The following is a 16,786-nucleotide window of genomic DNA, read 5'->3' on the forward strand; positions in this document are numbered from 1 at the left end:
TTTTTTTATTGCACGCGCACGCGCTTAGTGCCGGGACTGGCCCACCTCCAGTTGCTTGGCCGCCTCGACACCCGAAGAACTGAGTTTGATGGGGTACTTCAGAGACCGATCCCCCTCACTGACGCGATGGACGCAGCCGTCGTGGATCAAGCCCGCCGTCTGCAAATGCTCCAGAGTGTCCGCGACTGCGTTCTCCCCCCTGTAGTTGTCCAGTACTTCTTTGCCCAGGCCTGCCGGGTGGGCGTGCAGCAATCGGGTCAGGACTTCCTGTTTCAACGCGTTGTCGATGGTCATGTTTACCTCGCTTTGCTGGTGTGATGAGCGCTGCTAGTAAATTCCGACCGCGTGAATCAGGGTTTGTTTGCAGTTTTCCTCGATCAGGTGCGTTTCCATCGCACCTGCGTGACGCCCAAGCCTTCCGCGCAAAGCAGCGCCAGTTTCACCGGGCCTGCGCAAATGTGCCCCTCGACTGCGCCCACCCCGGCGTGCAAGGTCGCAAAATGCAGCGCCTCACTTTCGCAGAGAGGGTTGCCGTGATGATTGAAGTGCCGCGGCTCACCTTGAAAGCGGTAATGAATTACAAAATCCTTGTAGTCACTCATTGTCCTGGCCTGTAGGGGGGCGTGCAGTGACGCCGGGTGAATAAGGGCTTCCTTGATGTACTGGACAGCCTGCGCGTCGACTGCATCGGCATTGCTGTCATTTCATTTCGAGATCGATACAGGCTGATCAACTCTCAATGGGCCTCGGACCGTAATGCATCTCTACCCGAGACGGGCCGTCCGCAACCGGGTTGCGAGGCGACCAGCCGACGCAGAATTGCACACCTTCCTGAGCGTTTAACATCCCTCTCCGATGGGCGGCCATGTGCCATATCGATATGGATATTGCCCCTATATCCAGACGAATTGAACGGATGAATAGGGCGTTTTCGAGGGGGCTGCCGGGGATCGGATCAGCCCGATACAGTGACCGCTGGCAGCGCCGGAAATGTTTTGTGCGAAAGAGGCATATTGATGGCCCGCGCCGGCTGCCATTTCTGGAAAAATCCTTTTTTATCAATTAATTCCGGGATGAAATGTGTATGCGCAGTGTGGGCTTGGCCGTGGTGGCGGCTTTTCTGGCAGCGGTGTCCGTCACCGCGCACGCCAAGGACCTCAGCAAGAACGACCTGCAGGTCTGCAAATGGGGAGCGGGGGTCGCGGGGGCGGCGCAGCAGTCCAAACTCTCTGGGACAACCCTCTACAGCGCGCGCAAAAAGCTGCAGAGCCGCAAGTTCGCCAAACCGTGGATGAGCAAGATGGCGTTGGGCATCACGGAGCAGACTTACAAAAGCCCCTCGAAGCTGAAGCCCGCCGCTGTGAAGCAGACCTACTACGAGGGCTGCATTCAGCACGACCTGGCGCGTAAATGAGTCGGGAAGTCAGCCCGTTCTGGCCAGTATCGCCTGCCACTGTGTGGCAGGCGAGTTGAGTGGGGATCAGCGTGCGCCGTTGCGGATCAATGGCAATTGCCTGCCAAGTGATAATGCTGCGCTTCTGCCGCCGCCGGGCTGTTGAACTCCACCCGGTTCTTCTCGGCGATCGCGTTGTACGAAGGGCAGTCCGGGCGGTGGTAAACCATGGTCTTCCTGTTGCCGCGAATCGCCAGCGTCAGGTTGGCCGGGCTGCCACCGGCACTCGCAGCGGGTTTCATCGGATTGCCCGCAGGGGGGCGGGCTTGCGCGGTGACGGCAGACGCGCTGGCTGCGCCGTTGCCGCCGCTCAGGTTGGCGCTGAGGAAAATCGGCGCGTGGTCGGAGACGCTGTCACGGCCCTTGGCGTGGGTCAGGCCGAGGAATTTCGGGTAATCGAACACTTCGACCTTGTTCACCCGGATCGCCGACTGCTTGCTGATGAAGATGTTGTCGTAGAGGTTGGCGAATTTGCCATCCTTGGTCGACAGCGTGCTGGCGCCTTCCAGTACCAGCGGCCTGGCGCTGGTGTCGAGTTTGTCCCACGCAGGCGAGTTGGGTGGGGTGTTGAAGTCGCCCATCAGCATGATCTGGTTGTTGCCGGGGTAGGTTTCCTGCAACCAGGTCCAGTAGTTGGACAGCGCGACGATTTCCGAAGCGCGGTACGCCTGGTTCTTGCCGTAGAGGATGTGCACGGTGGCCACGACAAAGGTCTTGCCGTCCTTGAGCGAGCGGAATTGTGCGGAGTAGGGCTCGCGCTCGAAGGTGTCGCTGCGGTCCAGGTAGCTTACGGCACCGTCTTCGTACGCAACGGCATCGTCTCGCCACACGAATCCGTACATTTCCTTGTAGGACGAGCGGCCCACGGCATGGGAGGCCATCGAACTCCAGTGCTTGCCGGTCTGCCGGGTCAGCTCCTTGGCCAGCGCGTCCAGCGCGTCTTCACTCATCAATTCCTGAACGGCGAGAAAGTCGACCTTCCGGGCGACCTTGGCGATGCCCTCGAAGTCCTTGTTCGGGCGCACGCTCAAGTGCTCCAGGTTCCAGGTGCCAATGTTGACGTCAGCGTAAGCGGTTTGCAGGAAGGTAAAAGCCAAAAGCAGAGCAGCACAAAATCTGAGCATGTTATCCAACTGGGTCGTTCATCGAGGTGGGTTCGGGTTGCAGGTCAATCTTCCTTGGGCACCGTCCAGAAAATCTGCACGCCGCCGTCGTCTCGCCAGGCCAGGGTCACGTTGTCGTTCTCGTCGATCTCTTCCAGCAACTGTTTCCAGTCGTCTTCGAGTTCGTCCGGGAGCCTGAAAATCAGCGCCGCTCGGGCCTTCTGCGCACTCTGCGAGTTGATGATCTTCTGGACCCGCACGGCCATGCGCTCGTAGTGCCCTGGCGATGCTGCCGTTGATACGTCGGTGTCAGACACGAAGTGACCCTCCTGCTTGCTGTATGCGCATACAGTATTTGAGTGTCAGACGTTTCGCAACAGCGGATCGGACAAAAACCTGCTTTCGCCCAAGTTGCTGATTTTTCGGCTGATTGTGCAGATGGCGAACCAAACTCGATCACGTTGATCTGATCTGCTAGATGACGATTGATCGCTTGCGCGCACCACGCCCGAGCCACACCCCTCAGGAGACTTTATGAAAATCCAATCATTGCTGATGCCCGTCGCGTTCGCCTGCTGTGCAGCGTTGGCCGGCTGCTCAACGTCGACTGTCGTTACTCTGCAGAACGGTACGCAGTACGTGACCAAGGACGCGCCGAAAACCAAGAGCAAAGACGGTTTTTATGAGTTCGAAGACATCTCCGGTAAAACCATCCGCGTGCGCGCTGACGAGGTGGCTACCGTCAAAGAAGAGGATTGAGTCGCGTCAGGGCCCGGCTGCTACGGCTACCGGGCCATGTGTGTGCAAACTCATCCCGATCTGAATGGAACGCCATTGCATCGCCGTCGCTCTAAGCGATGCAATCTGCTCACGATATTTCCTGTCAGGCCCTAATTATGGATAGCCCACCCAACACCGGGTTCAGCGCAGCCCCCCTGCGCTTTCTAGCCAACGGCGGTGCGGTCGGTGATCTGCTTCAGTCCCCCTTGATGGATGGCTCGCCCCTTGGCGTGCCCGCCGACTGGCCCGACGGTCTAAAAACCCTGATGGGCACGATCCTTCCCGTGCAGGCGCAGATCGTGCTTTTCTGGGGGCCCGAATTTGTCGCGCTCTACAACGATGCCTATGCACCGAGCATCGGTTCGAAGCATCCCCGCGCCCTTGGTCGGCCTGCGATCGAGAACTGGCGCGAACTGTGGGACGACCTTGAGCCACTGTTGCGCGGTGTGCGGGAAACCGGGCAAACGTTTGCTGCCAAGGACCGTGCGTTCTACATCGAACGGCATGGCTACGGCGAGACCGTCTACTTCGACGTCTCCTACTCTGCGGTGCACCAGAACGACGGATCCGTCGGCGGTGTGCTCTGCGTTGTCACCGAAACCACCGAGCGTGTGCATTTCGAGCGTCGTCAGGCGCTGCTGCTTGAACTGGGCCAGGCGCTGCCCTCCATTCGCGACCCCGAGCAGATCAAGGCAGACGTGATCCGGCGTATCGGTCAAGAGCTGGGCGCCGCCCGCGTCCATATTGCGGAAACGGACGAGGAGAGGGGCGATTTCGTCATTCTCCGTGAGTACCGTGAGGGTGAGGTGGCGGCCCGATCAGGGCTGATCTCCGTGAGTCATGACACCTGTTCTGCGTTGCACCAAGGCATTACCGTGCAAGCGCTGGTGAAGGGCGACGCCGTTCGCGCCAACCCTGACGCCCCTGCCTCTCAATCGACCGTCACAACGAGTCTGGCCGTGCACGTCCCGTTGATGCGCCATGACACATTGGCCGGCGTGTTTACCGTTGAGTTCGAAGGGCAGCGGGTCTGTAGTCCCCACGACATCCACCTCATCGAGGAAACAGCCAAGCTGGGCTGGCAGTGGATCAACCACACGCGGGCTGAAGCGGCGCTGCACGCCAGTTCCGCGCAACTGGCCGGGATGTTCGAGCAGGCGGGTGCCGGCATTGCCTTGTGTGATCACCGAGGCGTGTTCCAGCAGGTCAATGATCGCTACTGCGACATCATGGGTCTGCAGCGCCGGGCGATCGCCGGCCGTTCGATCCTTGAATTGCAGAAGGATCTGGCAGCCGGCGCGCAGCCGATGTTCTACGAGAACTTTCTGACCGCCGAAGCGCCCTTCGAACTGACCCAGCACCATGTGCGGGCGAACGGCTCTGTGGTCTGGGTGCAGACCCACGTCACGCCGCTGCTCGATGCCCAGCAGCAGGTCAGCGGGCTGCTGTTCGTGTGCGTGGACATCTCGGCGCGTGTCGGCGCGGAACATCAACTGATCGAACTCAACGAAAGCCTTGAACAGCGCGTCGCTACCATGGTGTCCGAGCGCGAAGCGGCCATTGCGCTGCTGCACGAGTCGCGCAAGATCGAGATGGTCGGCCAGTTGGGCGGCGGCATCGCCCACGACTTCAATAACCTGCTGACGCCTATCATGACGTCGCTGGAGTTGCTGAGGCGCCAGCCGGTCAGCAATGATCGCTCCCATCGGCTGATTGACGCGGCGCTGCAAGCGGCGGATCGCGCGCGGATTCTGGTGGGCCGTCTGCTGACCTTTGCCCGCCGGCAGACGCTCAAACCCCAAGTCGTGGCCTTGGACAGTCTGGTCAACGACATGCGTGACCTTATCCAGCGCTCGCTCGGCCCGACCATCGAAGTGATTGTCGAGATTCCTGCAGATCTGCCCAACATTCTCATTGACCCCCATCAGCTTGAACTGGGGGTGCTCAACCTCGCGGTCAACGCCCGTGACGCGATTGCCGAACGCGGCTACCTGAAAATCAGTGCGCGACCTGAAGTGGTGGCCGACAGTCCGGGGCTGGGTCCGGCGCCCGCACAGGGTTGCTACGTCAGGCTGACGGTCTCGGATAACGGCAGCGGCATGAGCGAGGAAGTCCTGCAACGCTGCGTTGAGCCTTTCTACTCAACCAAGGGCGTCGGCAAGGGCACCGGCCTCGGGTTGTCGATGGTGCAGGGGCTGGCCCTGCAATCCGGCGGTGGTTTTGATGTTCAGTCCGCGCCGGGTCTCGGCACGCGGGTTGACATCTGGCTGCCGGTTTCCAGTGCGCAGGTGCTGACACCGGCAGAAGGCGAGGGCGACTCAGCGCCTGGCGCGGACCACCCTTTTCACGTGCTGGTGGTGGACGATGAGGAACTGGTCCGCTACACCGTTGCGCTGCAACTGCGTGACCTGGGCTATCAGGTGACCGAAGCGGCGTCGCCGTCCGCCGCCGAGCACATGGTCAGCGCCGGCTTGCGGCCGGACGTTCTCATCACTGATCAACTGATGGCCGAAAAAAGCGGCACACAGCTCGCCGTGAGCCTGCGCGAGGTCTTGCCTGCGCTGCCGGTGCTCGTGGTCACGGGTTACACCCGCGAATCGGCAACGCAGATTGCCGGTTTCGACGTGCTGGCCAAGCCGTTCACCCGCGCTGACATCGCGTCGAAAGTGGCGCAGGTGATCAACGAGCGCACAGCCCCGGCATGGATCAGCGAGCAGGCGGGTTACGTCCCTTGACGGGCCAGGCTCCTCACGCCCGATGCTGCTGCGCGTGAACGGGCCTGCCTGCCATTGCTGCCGCGCTTAAATGGCTCGGCCGATGGCTTGCTCGTAGCACGACAGGAAGTACTGCCACTGGGACTCGTCCCAGAACGAATGCCTTCTGAGCTGGGGGATGTCGTGACGCGCGGCGCCCAGGGCAGTGATCCGGCCGTGGGATTTTTCCAGATCCAGCAGCGCCAGCTCGAAGTCAAAGCGCGTGTCGGTGACGGTCGCCTTGATGAAGATGTGTTTGGAGCGCATGCAGCCGTGCTGCCACTTGCCCAGGTGCATCTTCGCCAGCGTTTCAGCCAGACGCTTGAAGAGACGCTGATGTTGCTCGACGCTCAAGGTGCTCGCGCCGCCCTGGGCATACCAGGTGTCGAGGTCGATGAAGCCGCCCAGGTCCTTGGTCACCAGGACGCCCTGCCATACACCGGCAACTTTGCGTGCGCCGTAGAACACAGGTCGTGGCGCGTTAACGCCCAGTTCCTCGAGCTTGGTCAGCGCGATGCCTTCACGCAGTGCAGTGGGGCGGCCGGTGGGGTAGCGCAGGCTGCGAAACAGGTGGCCGGTCTGGCGTTTGACGTAAAGCGTCTTGCCATCGTGCACCACGCGTTGCACACCGCTGGTGCCGTTGCGGCGCACATTCGGCGGCTCGACCCAAGGCCCCGAAGTGCCCCACCAGAACTCAAACTCGTTGTTTGCCCGACCCATCATGTGCTCCAAATACGGTAGAAATCTTTCTTGTGCAGCGACTGCCATCTTGCAGCGCGAGCCCCTCTGGCCGCCGCGGGCGTGATTAGTTCACTGCCGCTCAAGGAGATTGGCGAATGGCCATTTTAAAGGCGCCCAGCTTACTGGCTTGTCGCATGGCTCACCTCCTCAAACCCGCGCCATTTACGCCATCCAGCAGGCCGTATGTGCAGCACCGGTCTGATTGGGGTCACAGCGTCAACCTCGTCGAACCCTCCATGGACGAAGACCTTTTGATTTGGGTCATGCCCGTTCGTCCCATTCTTGAGAAACTCTTGGAATTGCTGCCCCTGTGCGATATCCACCGTGCATAACCAAATAAGGAAATTTGCCATGATGTCCACACTTGAACTCTGCCATATCGTCGAATCAGGCTTTCTGCCTGCAAAATGTAAATGCACCATCGATGCCCAGGATCAAATAATGGTGCAAATCTTTGATCGGGAAAGGGGCCACGCAGATTTGCTCGCGGCGGGTATCCCGGTCAGTTCGCTCAACTCCAGCCGTGCCATTGCCAACCTGATTGCCAGGTTGAAGGATGACCTGAAACTGCATTCGGCCGGCCGCCGCGCAACCGTCTATCAGGAACGCGCGTAGCTATTCAATTTCCTTTCTATCCTCCGATTCGGGTGCAGGCCATCAGCACTGCAACGATGATCGGAGGCGCGGGGCCATGCTGGTCCATCCCCAGATTCCCTTGCTTTGCAGAGTTGACAAAACCCTAAACGATTCCCATAGTTTCGCTCACGCAAACGTTTGCGATTCCGTCGATCCTTCCCTTGACGCGTAAACGCTGCCGATAACAACAATCATAATGTCGGAGTGATTCCATGAAGCTGCCTTTCGCTGCACGTCTTCTTGCTGTTGCCATGCTCACCGCTTCCGCTGCAACCCTGCCTCTCTCATCCGCCTTTGCCGACGACGCGAAAAAGCCCACCGTCGCGCTGGTGATGAAGTCCCTCGCCAACGAATTCTTTCTGACCATGGAAGACGGCGCCAAGGTCTATCAGAAAGAGCATTCCGCTGACTTCGACCTGATTTCCAACGGGATCAAGAACGAGTCCGACACGGCGGCGCAGATCGACATCGTCAACCAGATGATCGTCAAGAAAGTCGACGCGCTGGTCATCGCCCCGGCCGATTCCAAGGCTTTGGCGTCGGTCCTGAAAAAGGCCATGGATGCGGGCATCAAAGTCGTCAACATCGACAACCAGCTCGACGCTGATGTGCTGAAAAGCAAGAGCATGGAAGTGCCTTTCGTAGGCCCGAACAACCGCAAGGGCGCCAAGCTGGTGGGTGACTACCTGGCCAAGCAGCTGGCAGCGGGTGATGAAGTCGGCATCATCGAAGGCGTGCCGACCACCACCAATGCGCAGCAACGCACCGCGGGCTTCAAGGACGCGATGGACGCTGCGCAGATGAAGATCGTCTCCACTCAGTCCGGTAACTGGGAAATCGACAAGGGCAACGCCGTCGCGTCCGCCATGCTCAACGAATACCCGAATCTGAAAGCGCTGCTGGCCGGTAACGACAGCATGGCGCTGGGCGCTGTCTCCGCCGTTCGTGCGGCAGGCAAGGCGGGCAAGGTTCAAGTCGTCGGCTACGACAACATCAACGCCATCAAGCCGATGCTGAAGGACGGCCGCATTCTGGCCACCGCTGACCAGTTCGCTGCGCGTCAGGCCGTGTTCGGTATCGATACCGCCCTGAAGATGGTCAAGGGCGAGAAGCTCGAGATCACCAACGGCGTGATCGAAACCCCGGTCGAGCTGGTCACCAAGCCGCAATAAGCCGCTCTGGTTTTCACCCGGCACTGTTCACCTCAGCAGTTTTCCAAATATGTACCGCCTGCCCGTGAGGGCAGGCGCGTGGAGATCGTTATGTCAGCGTCTGCTCAGGCCGCTGTTCTATCTGTCAGTGGTATTGGCAAAACCTACGCCCAACCCGTACTCGGCGACATCGACCTGACGCTGATGCGCGGGGAAGTGCTGGCCTTGACCGGCGAAAACGGCGCCGGCAAAAGCACCCTGTCGAAAATCATCGGCGGTCTGGTCACCCCGACCACCGGCCAGATGCAATTTCAGGGGCAGCCCTACCAGCCTGCCAGTCGCACCCAGGCCGAAAAGCTTGGCGTGCGCATGGTCATGCAAGAACTCAATCTGTTGCCGACGCTGTCGGTGGCGGAAAACCTGTTTCTCGACAATCTGCCCAGCCGCGCAGGATTCATCAATCGCCGCAAGCTGCGCGAGGACGCGATCAAGGCCATGGCCCAGGTCGGCCTCGAGGCCATCGACCCGGACACACTGGTCAGCGAACTGGGGATCGGCCATCAGCAGATGGTCGAAATCGCCCGCAACCTGATCGGCGACTGCCACGTGCTGATCCTCGACGAGCCGACAGCAATGCTGACGGCGCGCGAGGTGGAAATGCTCTTCGAGCAGATCACCCGCCTGCAGGACCGTGGCGTTTCCATCATTTACATCTCCCACCGCCTGGAAGAACTGGCCCGCGTTGCCCAGCGTATCGCTGTGCTGCGTGACGGCAAGCTGGTGTGCGTCGATTCCATGGCCAATTACAACAGCGAGCAGTTGGTCACGCTGATGGTCGGCCGCGAATTGGGCGAGCACATTGACCTGGGCGAGCGAAAAATCGGCGCGGTGGCGCTGTCGGTCAAAGGCTTGAATCGCTCCGACAAGGTCCGCGACGTGTCCTTTGATGTCCGGGCTGGGGAGATCTTTGGGATCTCCGGTCTGATCGGCGCCGGGCGTACCGAGTTGCTGCGGCTGATTTATGGCGCCGACGTGGCAGACAGCGGCAGCATCGAGGTCGGCAGTCCGTTGCGCAGTGTGCAGATCAAATCGCCAGTGGACGCCGTGGGTCATGGCATTGCCTTGATCACCGAAGACCGCAAAGGCGAGGGCCTGCTGCTGTCGCAATCGATCAGCGCCAACATCGCGCTGGGCAACATGGACGCCATTTCCAGTGCCGGCGTGGTCAACGGTAATTCGGAGATCGCTCTGGCTCAGCGCCAGGTGGGAGCCATGCGCATCCGCAGTTCCAGCCCCACGCAACTGGTGTCGGAGTTGTCGGGGGGCAATCAGCAGAAGGTGGTGATCGGCCGCTGGCTGGAGCGTAACTGCCAGGTGATGTTATTCGACGAGCCCACCCGCGGCATCGACGTCGGCGCCAAATTCGACATCTACGCGCTGCTGGGTGAACTGACCCGTCAGGGCAGGGCGCTGGTGGTGGTTTCCAGCGATCTGCGCGAGCTGATGCTGATCTGCGACCGCATCGGCGTGCTGTCCGCCGGGCGCCTGATCGACACCTTCGAGCGCGACACCTGGACCCAGGACGAACTGCTTGCCGCTGCCTTCGCGGGCTATCAAAAACGTAATGCGCTGCTGTCTGAAGCCGCGCCCAGGATCGACTGATGAAAACTTCTACTACTCCTGCCGCGCTGCCGTCTCCGGGCAAGCGCAGCGGCAACTACTTCGGCCTGGGCACTTACCTGGGGCTGGCAGGCGCCTTGCTGGCGATGATCGTGTTGTTCTCGTTGCTCAGCGATCATTTTCTGTCGTACGAAACCTTTAGCACCCTGGCCAACCAGATTCCCGACCTGATGGTGCTGGCAGTCGGCATGACGTTCATCCTGATCATCGGCGGCATCGACCTGTCGGTGGGTTCGGTGCTGGCGCTGGCGGCGTCGGCGGTCAGTGTCGCCATGCTCGGCTGGGGCTGGGGCGTGTTTCCATCGGCGTTGCTGGGCATCGCCTGTGCAACGGCGGCCGGTACGCTGACCGGCTCGATCACCGTGGCGTGGCGCATACCCTCCTTCATCGTTTCCCTCGGCGTGCTGGAAATGGCACGGGGCGTCGCGTATCAGCTGACCGATTCACGCACTGCGTACATCGGTGATTCATTTGCATGGCTCTCCAACCCGTTCGCCTTCGGCATTTCGCCGTCGTTCGTCATCGCCCTGATCGTCATCTTCGCGGCCCAGGCGGTGCTGACGCGCACCGTGTTCGGCCGCTACCTGATCGGCATCGGCACCAACGAAGAAGCTGTGCGTCTGGCGGGCATCAACCCCAAGCCGTACAAGATCCTGGTGTTCTCGCTGATGGGGCTGCTGGCGGGCGTCGCCGCGCTGTTCCAGATTTCACGCCTGGAAGCCGCCGACCCCAACGCCGGCTCAGGCCTTGAGCTGCAAGTGATTGCGGCGGTGGTCATCGGCGGTACCAGCCTGATGGGTGGGCGCGGCTCGGTGATCAGCACCTTCTTCGGCGTGCTGATCATTTCGGTACTGGCGGCAGGGCTGGCGCAGATCGGCGCGACCGAGCCAACCAAACGCATCATCACCGGCGCGGTCATCGTCGTCGCCGTGGTCCTCGACACCTACCGCAGCAATCGCGCGCGGCGGCGCGGCTGACATGGCAACCATCAAGGACGTAGCGGCGATTGCCGGGATTTCCTACACCACGGTGTCCCATGTCCTTAACCGCACCCGACCGGTCAGCGAAGCCGTGCGCAAGAAGGTCGAGGCCGCCATCGTGCAGCTCGACTACGTGCCCAGCGCCGTTGCGCGGTCGCTGAAGGCCAAGGCCACGGCGACCATCGGTCTGTTGATTCCCAACGGCATCAACCCGTATTTCGCCGAGCTGGCTCGGGGCATCGAGGATTACTGCGAGCGTAACGGCTTCTGCGTGATCCTCTGCAATTCCGATGACAACCCCGACAAGCAGCGCAGCTACCTGCGCGTGCTCCTGGAGAAACGTGTCGACGGCCTGATCGTGTCGTCGGTGGGCGGCGGTGACAGCGTCCTTGAGGGTTTGGCGGCGGTGCGCACACCGCTGGTCATCGTCGACCGCGACCTGGACGGCGTCACGGCTGATCTGGTGCGCATCGATCACGAGCTCGGCGCTTATCTGGCGACGTCCCATTTGCTGTCCCTCGGCCACCGGCACATCGCCTGTATTTGCGGCCCGGTCCAGACCAGCGTGGCGAAGATGCGGCTGGCGGGGTATTACCGTGCAATGCAGGAAGCCGCGGTCGACGTCCCGGAAAGCTGGGTGGTGGAAAGCGATTTCACTGGCCACAGTGGCTATTGCGCAGCGGTCAAACTGCTGGAGCAGGATCCGCCGACGGCGATTTTTGCGGCCAACGACATGGTCGGCATCGGTGTGTTGCGCGCCGCTGCCGAACGTAACGTACGGGTCCCGGTGGATCTGTCGGTCATTGGCTTCGACGACATCCAGATGAGCCAATACGTTTACCCGGCCCTGACCACCGTCGGCCAATCCATTCTGCAACTGGGCGAGCGCGCGGCCGAAGTGCTGCTGCGGCGGATCTCGGCGCGGGGCGAAACCCCTGTCGAACACCTGATCGTTGCACCGAGCATTGTGCTGCGCGAATCCACCGCGCCTCCACCTCGGGCATTCACCCAGCTTCGTTGAGCCGGGCGCGTTGCCCGGTCCAAAACAGTGTTCTGAAAGCGTTCTGAAGAGTAAACGTCATGCAAGCAAAAGTAGTGATAGTGGGCAGCCTGAACATGGACCTGGTGACGCGCGCGCCGCGTTTGCCGCGCGCCGGAGAAACCCTGGCGGGGCAGTCGTTCGTCACCGTGCCGGGCGGCAAGGGTGCCAATCAGGCCGTTGCGGCGGCGCGACTGGGCGCCAGTGTCGCCATGGTCGGCTGCGTCGGCGATGACGCTTACGGCGAACAACTTCGCTCCGCGCTGCTGGCCGAAGGCATCGACTGTCAGGCAGTGACCCGCATCGCCGGAGAGTCCACCGGCGTCGCGTTGATCGTCGTCGATGACAGCAGCCAGAATGCCATCGTCATCGTTGCCGGTGGCAATGGCCACGTCACCGCCTCCGTGGTGGACAGCTTCGATGCCTTGCTGTCCCAGGCCGAAGTCATCATCTGCCAGCTTGAAGTGCCGCTGGACACCGTCGGCCACGTCCTCAAGCGCGGCCACGAACTGGGCAAGACCGTCATCCTCAACCCCGCACCGGCCACGGGTCCGCTGCCGGCCGAATGGTTCGCCTGGATCGACTACCTGATCCCCAATGAAAGCGAAGCCAGCGCATTGACCGGTCTGCCCGTGGACAGCACCGCCAGCGCAGACGCCGCCGCCTCGGCGTTGCTCGCGGCGGGCGTCAGCAAAGTCATCGTCACGCTGGGCGAGCAGGGCGCCTTGTTTGCCGGCAAATTGCGCTCCGAGCACTTCCCGGCGCCCAAGGTCCAGCCCGTTGACACCACGGCGGCAGGCGATACCTTTGTCGGCGGTTTTGCAGCGGCGCTGGCCGATGGCAAGTCTGAATCTGAAGCCATTCGCTTCGGTCAGGTCGCGGCGGCGCTGTCCGTGACCCGGTCCGGCGCGCAGCCTTCCATTCCTACTTTTGCCGAGGTTCAGGCCTCTGCAGCACAAGGGCATTCATCATGAAAAAAACGCCACTGCTTAACATCGCCTTGTCCCGCGCCATCGCGTCCCTCGGGCACGGCGACATTCTGATGATCGTCGATGCGGGGATGCCCGTGCCCGCGGGCGTCGAACTCATTGATCTGGCGCTGACCCACGGTGTGCCTGACTTCGTCAGCGTGCTCAACGTGGTGCTGACTGAAATGCAGGTCGAGAGTCATGTCCTTGCCGAAGAGATGCTGTCGAAACAGCCGCCCGCCTTGGCCACCGTCACTGCGTTGCACGCCTCGGGCGAGCTGGGCGAGCGACGCTTGATGAGTCATGACGCGCTGAAACACCTCAGCCGTGGCGCGCGGGCTATCATCCGCACCGGCGAATGCCAGCCGTATACCAACATCGCGCTGGTAGCGGGTGTGGTTTTTTAACGCTCATCTTTCCGATTGAGCAGTCAGGAACAAGGAGTTCCCATGAAGACGCATCATCATTTTTTCACCGGACTGATCAGGAGTGCCGCGCTGTTGGCCATTTTATCTGCCACGTCGGTGCATGCCGCCGAAAAGCGCGACGTGATCATCGACACTGACCCGGGCGCTGACGACGTTGTCGCCTTGCTGCTCGCGCTGGCGTCGCCGCAAGAACTCAATGTCATGGCGATCACCACCGTGGCGGGCAACGTGCGCATCGACAAGACCTCGCGCAATGCCCGGCTGGCACGGGAATGGGCCGGTCGCGAAGAGGTGCCGGTGTACGCCGGTGCAGGCCGGCCGCTGGTCCGCACGCCGATCTACGCCGAGAACATCCACGGCAAGGAAGGCCTGCCGGGCGTAGAAGTGCATGAGCCGAAGCAGCTGCTGGCTGAAGGCAATGCCGTGCAATACCTCGTCGACACCCTGAAGAAAGCTGCGCCCCGCAGCATCACCATCGCCATGCTCGGGCCACAGACCAACTTGGCGCTCGCGCTGATTCAGGCGCCGGAGATTACACAGGGCATCAAGGAAGTCGTGGTCATGGGCGGCGCCCATTTCAACGGCGGCAATATTACCCCGGTGGCCGAGTTCAATATCTACGCCGACCCCGATGCGGCGAAGGTGGTGCTGGCCAGCGGTGTGAAGCTGACCTACGTACCGCTGGACGTCACCCACAAGATCCTTACCAGCGAAGCGCGGCTCAAGCAGATCGATGGCCTGAACAATAAGGCCGGCAAGCTGGTCAGCGACATTCTCAACGAGTACGTCAAGGCTGACATGGTGCATTACGGCCTGCCCGGCGGGCCGGTACACGATGCGAGCGTGATCGCCTGGCTGATCAAGCCGGAGCTGTTCAGCGGCCGGCAAGTCAATCTGGTGATCGACAACCGTGAAGGCGTCACCCACGGCCAGACCATTGCCGACTGGTACGACACCCTCGCGCAGAACAAAAATGTGTTCTGGGTGGAAAATGGCGATGCCCAGGGCTTTTTTGACCTGCTGACCCAGCGCCTCGGTCTTTTGAAGTAAATCAGCCGTGCTGCGCCGCGTGGCATCCCGCTGCGTGGCGCAGAGCAACCAGAGTGCACACCGTGTCTATCGATCTCAATAACCCCGTTTCCTTTACCCACGACGCGGTCCGGCAAATGATCGCGGCGGCGCGGGATGGCGTGCACAATCAGTTGCGCGTCAGTCGCGACGGCCATGCCTGGATCTCCAGCGACGCGGTGGGCGGCGTGGACATCGGCGGACTGCTGTTTCGCCTGGAAACCTGGGCTGCCGGGTCAGGGTGCGTCGGCCCGGTAGCGGCCAGCGATGCGGTCTGGGTGACGCAGATCTACAACGCCCTTCGCGATAACTGGGCCAACCCCACCACGGACTACGTCGACGTCTATTGAGTCGCGCGCGTCCTGTGCAGCGCGTCCTGCGGGCACGGCTTTAACGTTTTGTCACGATTGATTGCGCCCGGCAGACGATGCCTGGGGCAGACTCCTGCGCTGCCTGCGACGGGGCGCGCTTGTATGGCCTGGCCCGGACGCGGCGAAACGAAGCCGCTCGACCGCTGTCGCAGAGGTTCAGCTTTGAATAAATGTTAGGAGGTTGTATGCCCTGGAAATACGCATCATCAGGTCTGGTGCTCGCTGCAGCGCTGCTGGCCGGTTGCAGCAGCACGTCGGAGTCTTCGAGCCAGCCTGAGGACAGCGCTGCCAGTTCCCCGGTCAGTTCCGCTGGTGGCTATGCCCGTTGTGATGCGGCAGCGGTGCAGTTCGCCGTCGGCAAGCCAGCTTCAGCGGCATTGCTGGATCAGGCGAAGGCCAAGGCTGGCGCGCAGACAGCCAGAGTGCTCGGGCCCAACGACATCGTGACACTGGAATACCGCTCGGACCGTCTGAACCTGAACACCGATGATTCCGGGAAGGTCAACCGCGTCAATTGCGGGTAACGTCACCGCAAGATGAAATCGCAGGCATAAAAAAACCCCGTCAGTGACGGGGTTTTTTCAGATCGCTGGGATTACTCCGCGCGAACCTGAGCAGCTTGCATGCCCTTTTGGCCTTTCTCAGCCACGAAGGAAACAGTCTGGCCTTCTTTCAAGCTTTTGAAACCGTCGGATTCAATGGCTTTGAAATGTACAAAAAGGTCGTCGCCGCCACCCTGTGGGGTGATGAAGCCGAAGCCTTTTTCATCGTTGAACCATTTTACGGTGCCGGATTGGCGATTAGACATGGTGTATCTCCAGGAACATAATTTTCAGTAGTGCTGTGTTGCTCAGGCCAACTGGGCACACGAGCGCTATCATAGTCGAATTGTGTGAATGCTGGACTTTTTCAATTAGAACTTTGCGTCAACATCTTCGATATAACGCCCCAAATGGGCACTTCGAGCCTTTTCAGCCCCATTGGCACGTGTGGCCGTCAACCCTTCCATTGGCCCTGAAACCCGCTGAATTCGCGGCCTTCAGGGCATCGCCCCACGGGCGTTCCTTTACGCCCCGGTCGGGGGCATCAAGGAAATGTAAATTTTTTATTTTTTGCCGCTCAGGCAGTTTTTACTCACTGCAGCCTGCAGGCGAGAGGTCATATCGGTACTGGGAGGCGTCGTTTTGTCATTCAGCGACGCGATCTCTTTGTCCGAGAAGTTCTGGTTGATCTGCTGAGCGCCGCACTCGCAGTGCGCTTTGACTGCACTGGCGTCCATCGACGGATTGCTCTGGGTGGCTGCGGTGGTGCATTCATTCATGTAGCTGGTCTTGGTCTTCGCGTCCATCGCGGCATGAGCGCTGAGGGGCAGGGTCAGGGCCAGCGGGGCGAGGAGGGCGGCAACGCGTAGAAGCTTCATGGTGGATTCCTTTATGTCGGTTTTGTCGTTGGGCCGTTGAGGTTTCAGGCCTTGAACGTGTACTACCGATAATCTGAGGCTTTCAATGCGCACCAGTTCCGTGGACCTGGCAACGCCCGATGCGGTTGCCGTCAGGCATAAGCCGCCCTCTACCGTTTAGCTGACCCTGCCGTCACCCTGTGATAGCATGCGCGCCTGCAGATTAGCTCGCGTCT

Annotated in this window: 20 protein-coding genes; 13 read left to right on the forward strand and 7 right to left on the reverse strand. The window is 60.9% G+C overall.

The features are described from left to right. Positions 1-24: 24 nt before the first annotated feature. On the reverse strand, positions 25-294 hold the full coding sequence (locus IFT99_RS07550) for a hypothetical protein (protein WP_192131266.1): 270 nt from the start codon (positions 292-294) through the stop codon (positions 25-27). A gap of 83 nt (positions 295-377) precedes the next feature. Then, positions 378-602, reverse strand: coding sequence for a DUF6555 family protein (locus IFT99_RS07555; protein ID WP_192131268.1), 225 nt, complete (start codon positions 600-602; stop codon positions 378-380). Positions 603-1,084: 482 nt separating this feature from the next. Between IFT99_RS07555 and IFT99_RS07560 the strand changes: the two genes are divergently transcribed. Further along, a complete protein-coding gene (locus IFT99_RS07560; RefSeq protein WP_065991512.1) occupies positions 1,085-1,414 on the forward strand; it encodes a hypothetical protein in 330 nt (109 codons plus the stop codon). An 86-nt stretch (positions 1,415-1,500) separates the two neighbouring features. Here the strand turns inward: IFT99_RS07560 and IFT99_RS07565 are convergent, their stop codons facing one another. Further along, entirely contained in the window at positions 1,501-2,577 is a 1,077-nt protein-coding gene (locus IFT99_RS07565) for an endonuclease/exonuclease/phosphatase family protein (RefSeq protein ID WP_192131270.1), read from the reverse strand. A 44-nt stretch (positions 2,578-2,621) separates the two neighbouring features. Next, positions 2,622-2,822 (reverse strand): DUF1654 domain-containing protein, encoded by a 201-nt coding sequence (locus IFT99_RS07570; RefSeq protein WP_065991514.1) that lies wholly within the window; start codon positions 2,820-2,822, stop codon positions 2,622-2,624. A 268-nt stretch (positions 2,823-3,090) separates the two neighbouring features. Here IFT99_RS07570 and IFT99_RS07575 point away from each other — a divergent pair, with 268 nt between their 5' ends. Together IFT99_RS07575 and IFT99_RS07580 are read left to right on the forward strand one after the other, a co-directional pair. Beyond that, a complete protein-coding gene (locus tag IFT99_RS07575; protein ID WP_037010898.1) occupies positions 3,091-3,315 on the forward strand; it encodes a YgdI/YgdR family lipoprotein in 225 nt (74 codons plus the stop codon). A gap of 137 nt (positions 3,316-3,452) precedes the next feature. Beyond that, positions 3,453-6,071, forward strand: a complete 2,619-nt coding sequence (locus tag IFT99_RS07580) for a PAS domain-containing protein (protein ID WP_192131272.1) — start codon at positions 3,453-3,455, stop codon at positions 6,069-6,071. 66 nt (positions 6,072-6,137) lie between these two features. Here the strand turns inward: IFT99_RS07580 and IFT99_RS07585 are convergent, their stop codons facing one another. Next, positions 6,138-6,809 (reverse strand): lipopolysaccharide kinase InaA family protein, encoded by a 672-nt coding sequence (locus tag IFT99_RS07585; RefSeq protein ID WP_192131273.1) that lies wholly within the window; start codon positions 6,807-6,809, stop codon positions 6,138-6,140. A gap of 372 nt (positions 6,810-7,181) precedes the next feature. Between IFT99_RS07585 and IFT99_RS07590 the strand changes: the two genes are divergently transcribed. From IFT99_RS07590 to IFT99_RS07635, 10 genes are all read left to right on the forward strand, one after another. After that, the gene (locus IFT99_RS07590) at positions 7,182-7,445 is read left to right on the forward strand and encodes a DUF1652 domain-containing protein (protein WP_065991519.1); all 264 of its coding nucleotides are present in this window, start codon (positions 7,182-7,184) and stop codon (positions 7,443-7,445) included. 233 nt (positions 7,446-7,678) lie between these two features. Next, positions 7,679-8,638, forward strand: a complete 960-nt coding sequence (locus IFT99_RS07595) for a sugar ABC transporter substrate-binding protein (protein WP_192131274.1) — start codon at positions 7,679-7,681, stop codon at positions 8,636-8,638. 90 nt (positions 8,639-8,728) lie between these two features. Continuing rightward, positions 8,729-10,279, forward strand: coding sequence for a sugar ABC transporter ATP-binding protein (locus tag IFT99_RS07600; RefSeq protein WP_192131276.1), 1,551 nt, complete (start codon positions 8,729-8,731; stop codon positions 10,277-10,279). Further along, positions 10,279-11,274 carry an ABC transporter permease gene (locus tag IFT99_RS07605; RefSeq protein ID WP_065991522.1) on the forward strand — a complete coding sequence of 332 codons (996 nt, stop codon included), beginning with the start codon at positions 10,279-10,281 and terminating at the stop codon, positions 11,272-11,274. Before IFT99_RS07600 ends, IFT99_RS07605 begins: the two co-directional genes overlap by 1 nt. Before the next feature lies 1 nt (position 11,275). After that, a complete protein-coding gene (locus tag IFT99_RS07610; protein ID WP_192131278.1) occupies positions 11,276-12,298 on the forward strand; it encodes a LacI family DNA-binding transcriptional regulator in 1,023 nt (340 codons plus the stop codon). 59 nt (positions 12,299-12,357) lie between these two features. Next, on the forward strand, positions 12,358-13,290 hold the full coding sequence (gene rbsK, locus IFT99_RS07615) for a ribokinase (RefSeq protein ID WP_192131280.1): 933 nt from the start codon (positions 12,358-12,360) through the stop codon (positions 13,288-13,290). Continuing rightward, positions 13,287-13,691, forward strand: a complete 405-nt coding sequence (gene rbsD / locus IFT99_RS07620) for a D-ribose pyranase (protein WP_065991525.1) — start codon at positions 13,287-13,289, stop codon at positions 13,689-13,691. Before rbsK ends, rbsD begins: the two co-directional genes overlap by 4 nt. Before the next feature lie 42 nt (positions 13,692-13,733). Continuing rightward, positions 13,734-14,762, forward strand: coding sequence for a nucleoside hydrolase (locus IFT99_RS07625; RefSeq protein ID WP_192131282.1), 1,029 nt, complete (start codon positions 13,734-13,736; stop codon positions 14,760-14,762). A gap of 62 nt (positions 14,763-14,824) precedes the next feature. Continuing rightward, positions 14,825-15,130, forward strand: coding sequence for a hypothetical protein (locus IFT99_RS07630; protein ID WP_065991527.1), 306 nt, complete (start codon positions 14,825-14,827; stop codon positions 15,128-15,130). Positions 15,131-15,336: 206 nt separating this feature from the next. Continuing rightward, positions 15,337-15,675, forward strand: coding sequence for an I78 family peptidase inhibitor (locus tag IFT99_RS07635; protein WP_065991528.1), 339 nt, complete (start codon positions 15,337-15,339; stop codon positions 15,673-15,675). Positions 15,676-15,746: 71 nt separating this feature from the next. Here IFT99_RS07635 and IFT99_RS07640 read toward each other — a convergent pair whose 3' ends face one another. Then, the gene (locus IFT99_RS07640) at positions 15,747-15,959 is read right to left on the reverse strand and encodes a cold-shock protein (RefSeq protein ID WP_065991529.1); all 213 of its coding nucleotides are present in this window, start codon (positions 15,957-15,959) and stop codon (positions 15,747-15,749) included. A 297-nt stretch (positions 15,960-16,256) separates the two neighbouring features. Next, complete coding sequence (locus IFT99_RS07645; protein WP_065991530.1) at positions 16,257-16,571, reverse strand: hypothetical protein; 315 nt, start codon at positions 16,569-16,571, stop codon at positions 16,257-16,259. Between the last annotated feature and the right edge of the window lie 215 nt (positions 16,572-16,786).

Origin of the sequence: Pseudomonas sp. CFBP 8772 (genome assembly GCF_014841665.1) — a bacterium.
GTDB classification, from domain to species: Bacteria; Pseudomonadota; Gammaproteobacteria; order Pseudomonadales; family Pseudomonadaceae; genus Aquipseudomonas; species Aquipseudomonas graminis_B.

Bases quoted from the DNA above. Each gene is read 5' to 3' on its own strand.
- IFT99_RS07550 (WP_192131266.1), bottom strand. From the start codon at position 294: ATGACCATCGACAACGCGTTGAAACAGGAAGTCCTGACCCGATTGCTG.
- IFT99_RS07555 (WP_192131268.1), bottom strand. From the start codon at position 602: ATGAGTGACTACAAGGATTTTGTAATTCATTACCGCTTTCAAGGTGAG.
- IFT99_RS07560 (WP_065991512.1), top strand. From the start codon at position 1,085: ATGCGCAGTGTGGGCTTGGCCGTGGTGGCGGCTTTTCTGGCAGCGGTG.
- IFT99_RS07565 (WP_192131270.1), bottom strand. From the start codon at position 2,577: ATGCTCAGATTTTGTGCTGCTCTGCTTTTGGCTTTTACCTTCCTGCAA.
- IFT99_RS07570 (WP_065991514.1), bottom strand. From the start codon at position 2,822: ATGGCCGTGCGGGTCCAGAAGATCATCAACTCGCAGAGTGCGCAGAAG.
- IFT99_RS07575 (WP_037010898.1), top strand. From the start codon at position 3,091: ATGAAAATCCAATCATTGCTGATGCCCGTCGCGTTCGCCTGCTGTGCA.
- IFT99_RS07580 (WP_192131272.1), top strand. From the start codon at position 3,453: ATGGATAGCCCACCCAACACCGGGTTCAGCGCAGCCCCCCTGCGCTTT.
- IFT99_RS07585 (WP_192131273.1), bottom strand. From the start codon at position 6,809: ATGGGTCGGGCAAACAACGAGTTTGAGTTCTGGTGGGGCACTTCGGGG.
- IFT99_RS07590 (WP_065991519.1), top strand. From the start codon at position 7,182: ATGATGTCCACACTTGAACTCTGCCATATCGTCGAATCAGGCTTTCTG.
- IFT99_RS07595 (WP_192131274.1), top strand. From the start codon at position 7,679: ATGAAGCTGCCTTTCGCTGCACGTCTTCTTGCTGTTGCCATGCTCACC.
- IFT99_RS07600 (WP_192131276.1), top strand. From the start codon at position 8,729: ATGTCAGCGTCTGCTCAGGCCGCTGTTCTATCTGTCAGTGGTATTGGC.
- IFT99_RS07605 (WP_065991522.1), top strand. From the start codon at position 10,279: ATGAAAACTTCTACTACTCCTGCCGCGCTGCCGTCTCCGGGCAAGCGC.
- IFT99_RS07610 (WP_192131278.1), top strand. From the start codon at position 11,276: ATGGCAACCATCAAGGACGTAGCGGCGATTGCCGGGATTTCCTACACC.
- rbsK (WP_192131280.1), top strand. From the start codon at position 12,358: ATGCAAGCAAAAGTAGTGATAGTGGGCAGCCTGAACATGGACCTGGTG.
- rbsD (WP_065991525.1), top strand. From the start codon at position 13,287: ATGAAAAAAACGCCACTGCTTAACATCGCCTTGTCCCGCGCCATCGCG.
- IFT99_RS07625 (WP_192131282.1), top strand. From the start codon at position 13,734: ATGAAGACGCATCATCATTTTTTCACCGGACTGATCAGGAGTGCCGCG.
- IFT99_RS07635 (WP_065991528.1), top strand. From the start codon at position 15,337: ATGCCCTGGAAATACGCATCATCAGGTCTGGTGCTCGCTGCAGCGCTG.
- IFT99_RS07640 (WP_065991529.1), bottom strand. From the start codon at position 15,959: ATGTCTAATCGCCAATCCGGCACCGTAAAATGGTTCAACGATGAAAAA.
- IFT99_RS07645 (WP_065991530.1), bottom strand. From the start codon at position 16,571: ATGAAGCTTCTACGCGTTGCCGCCCTCCTCGCCCCGCTGGCCCTGACC.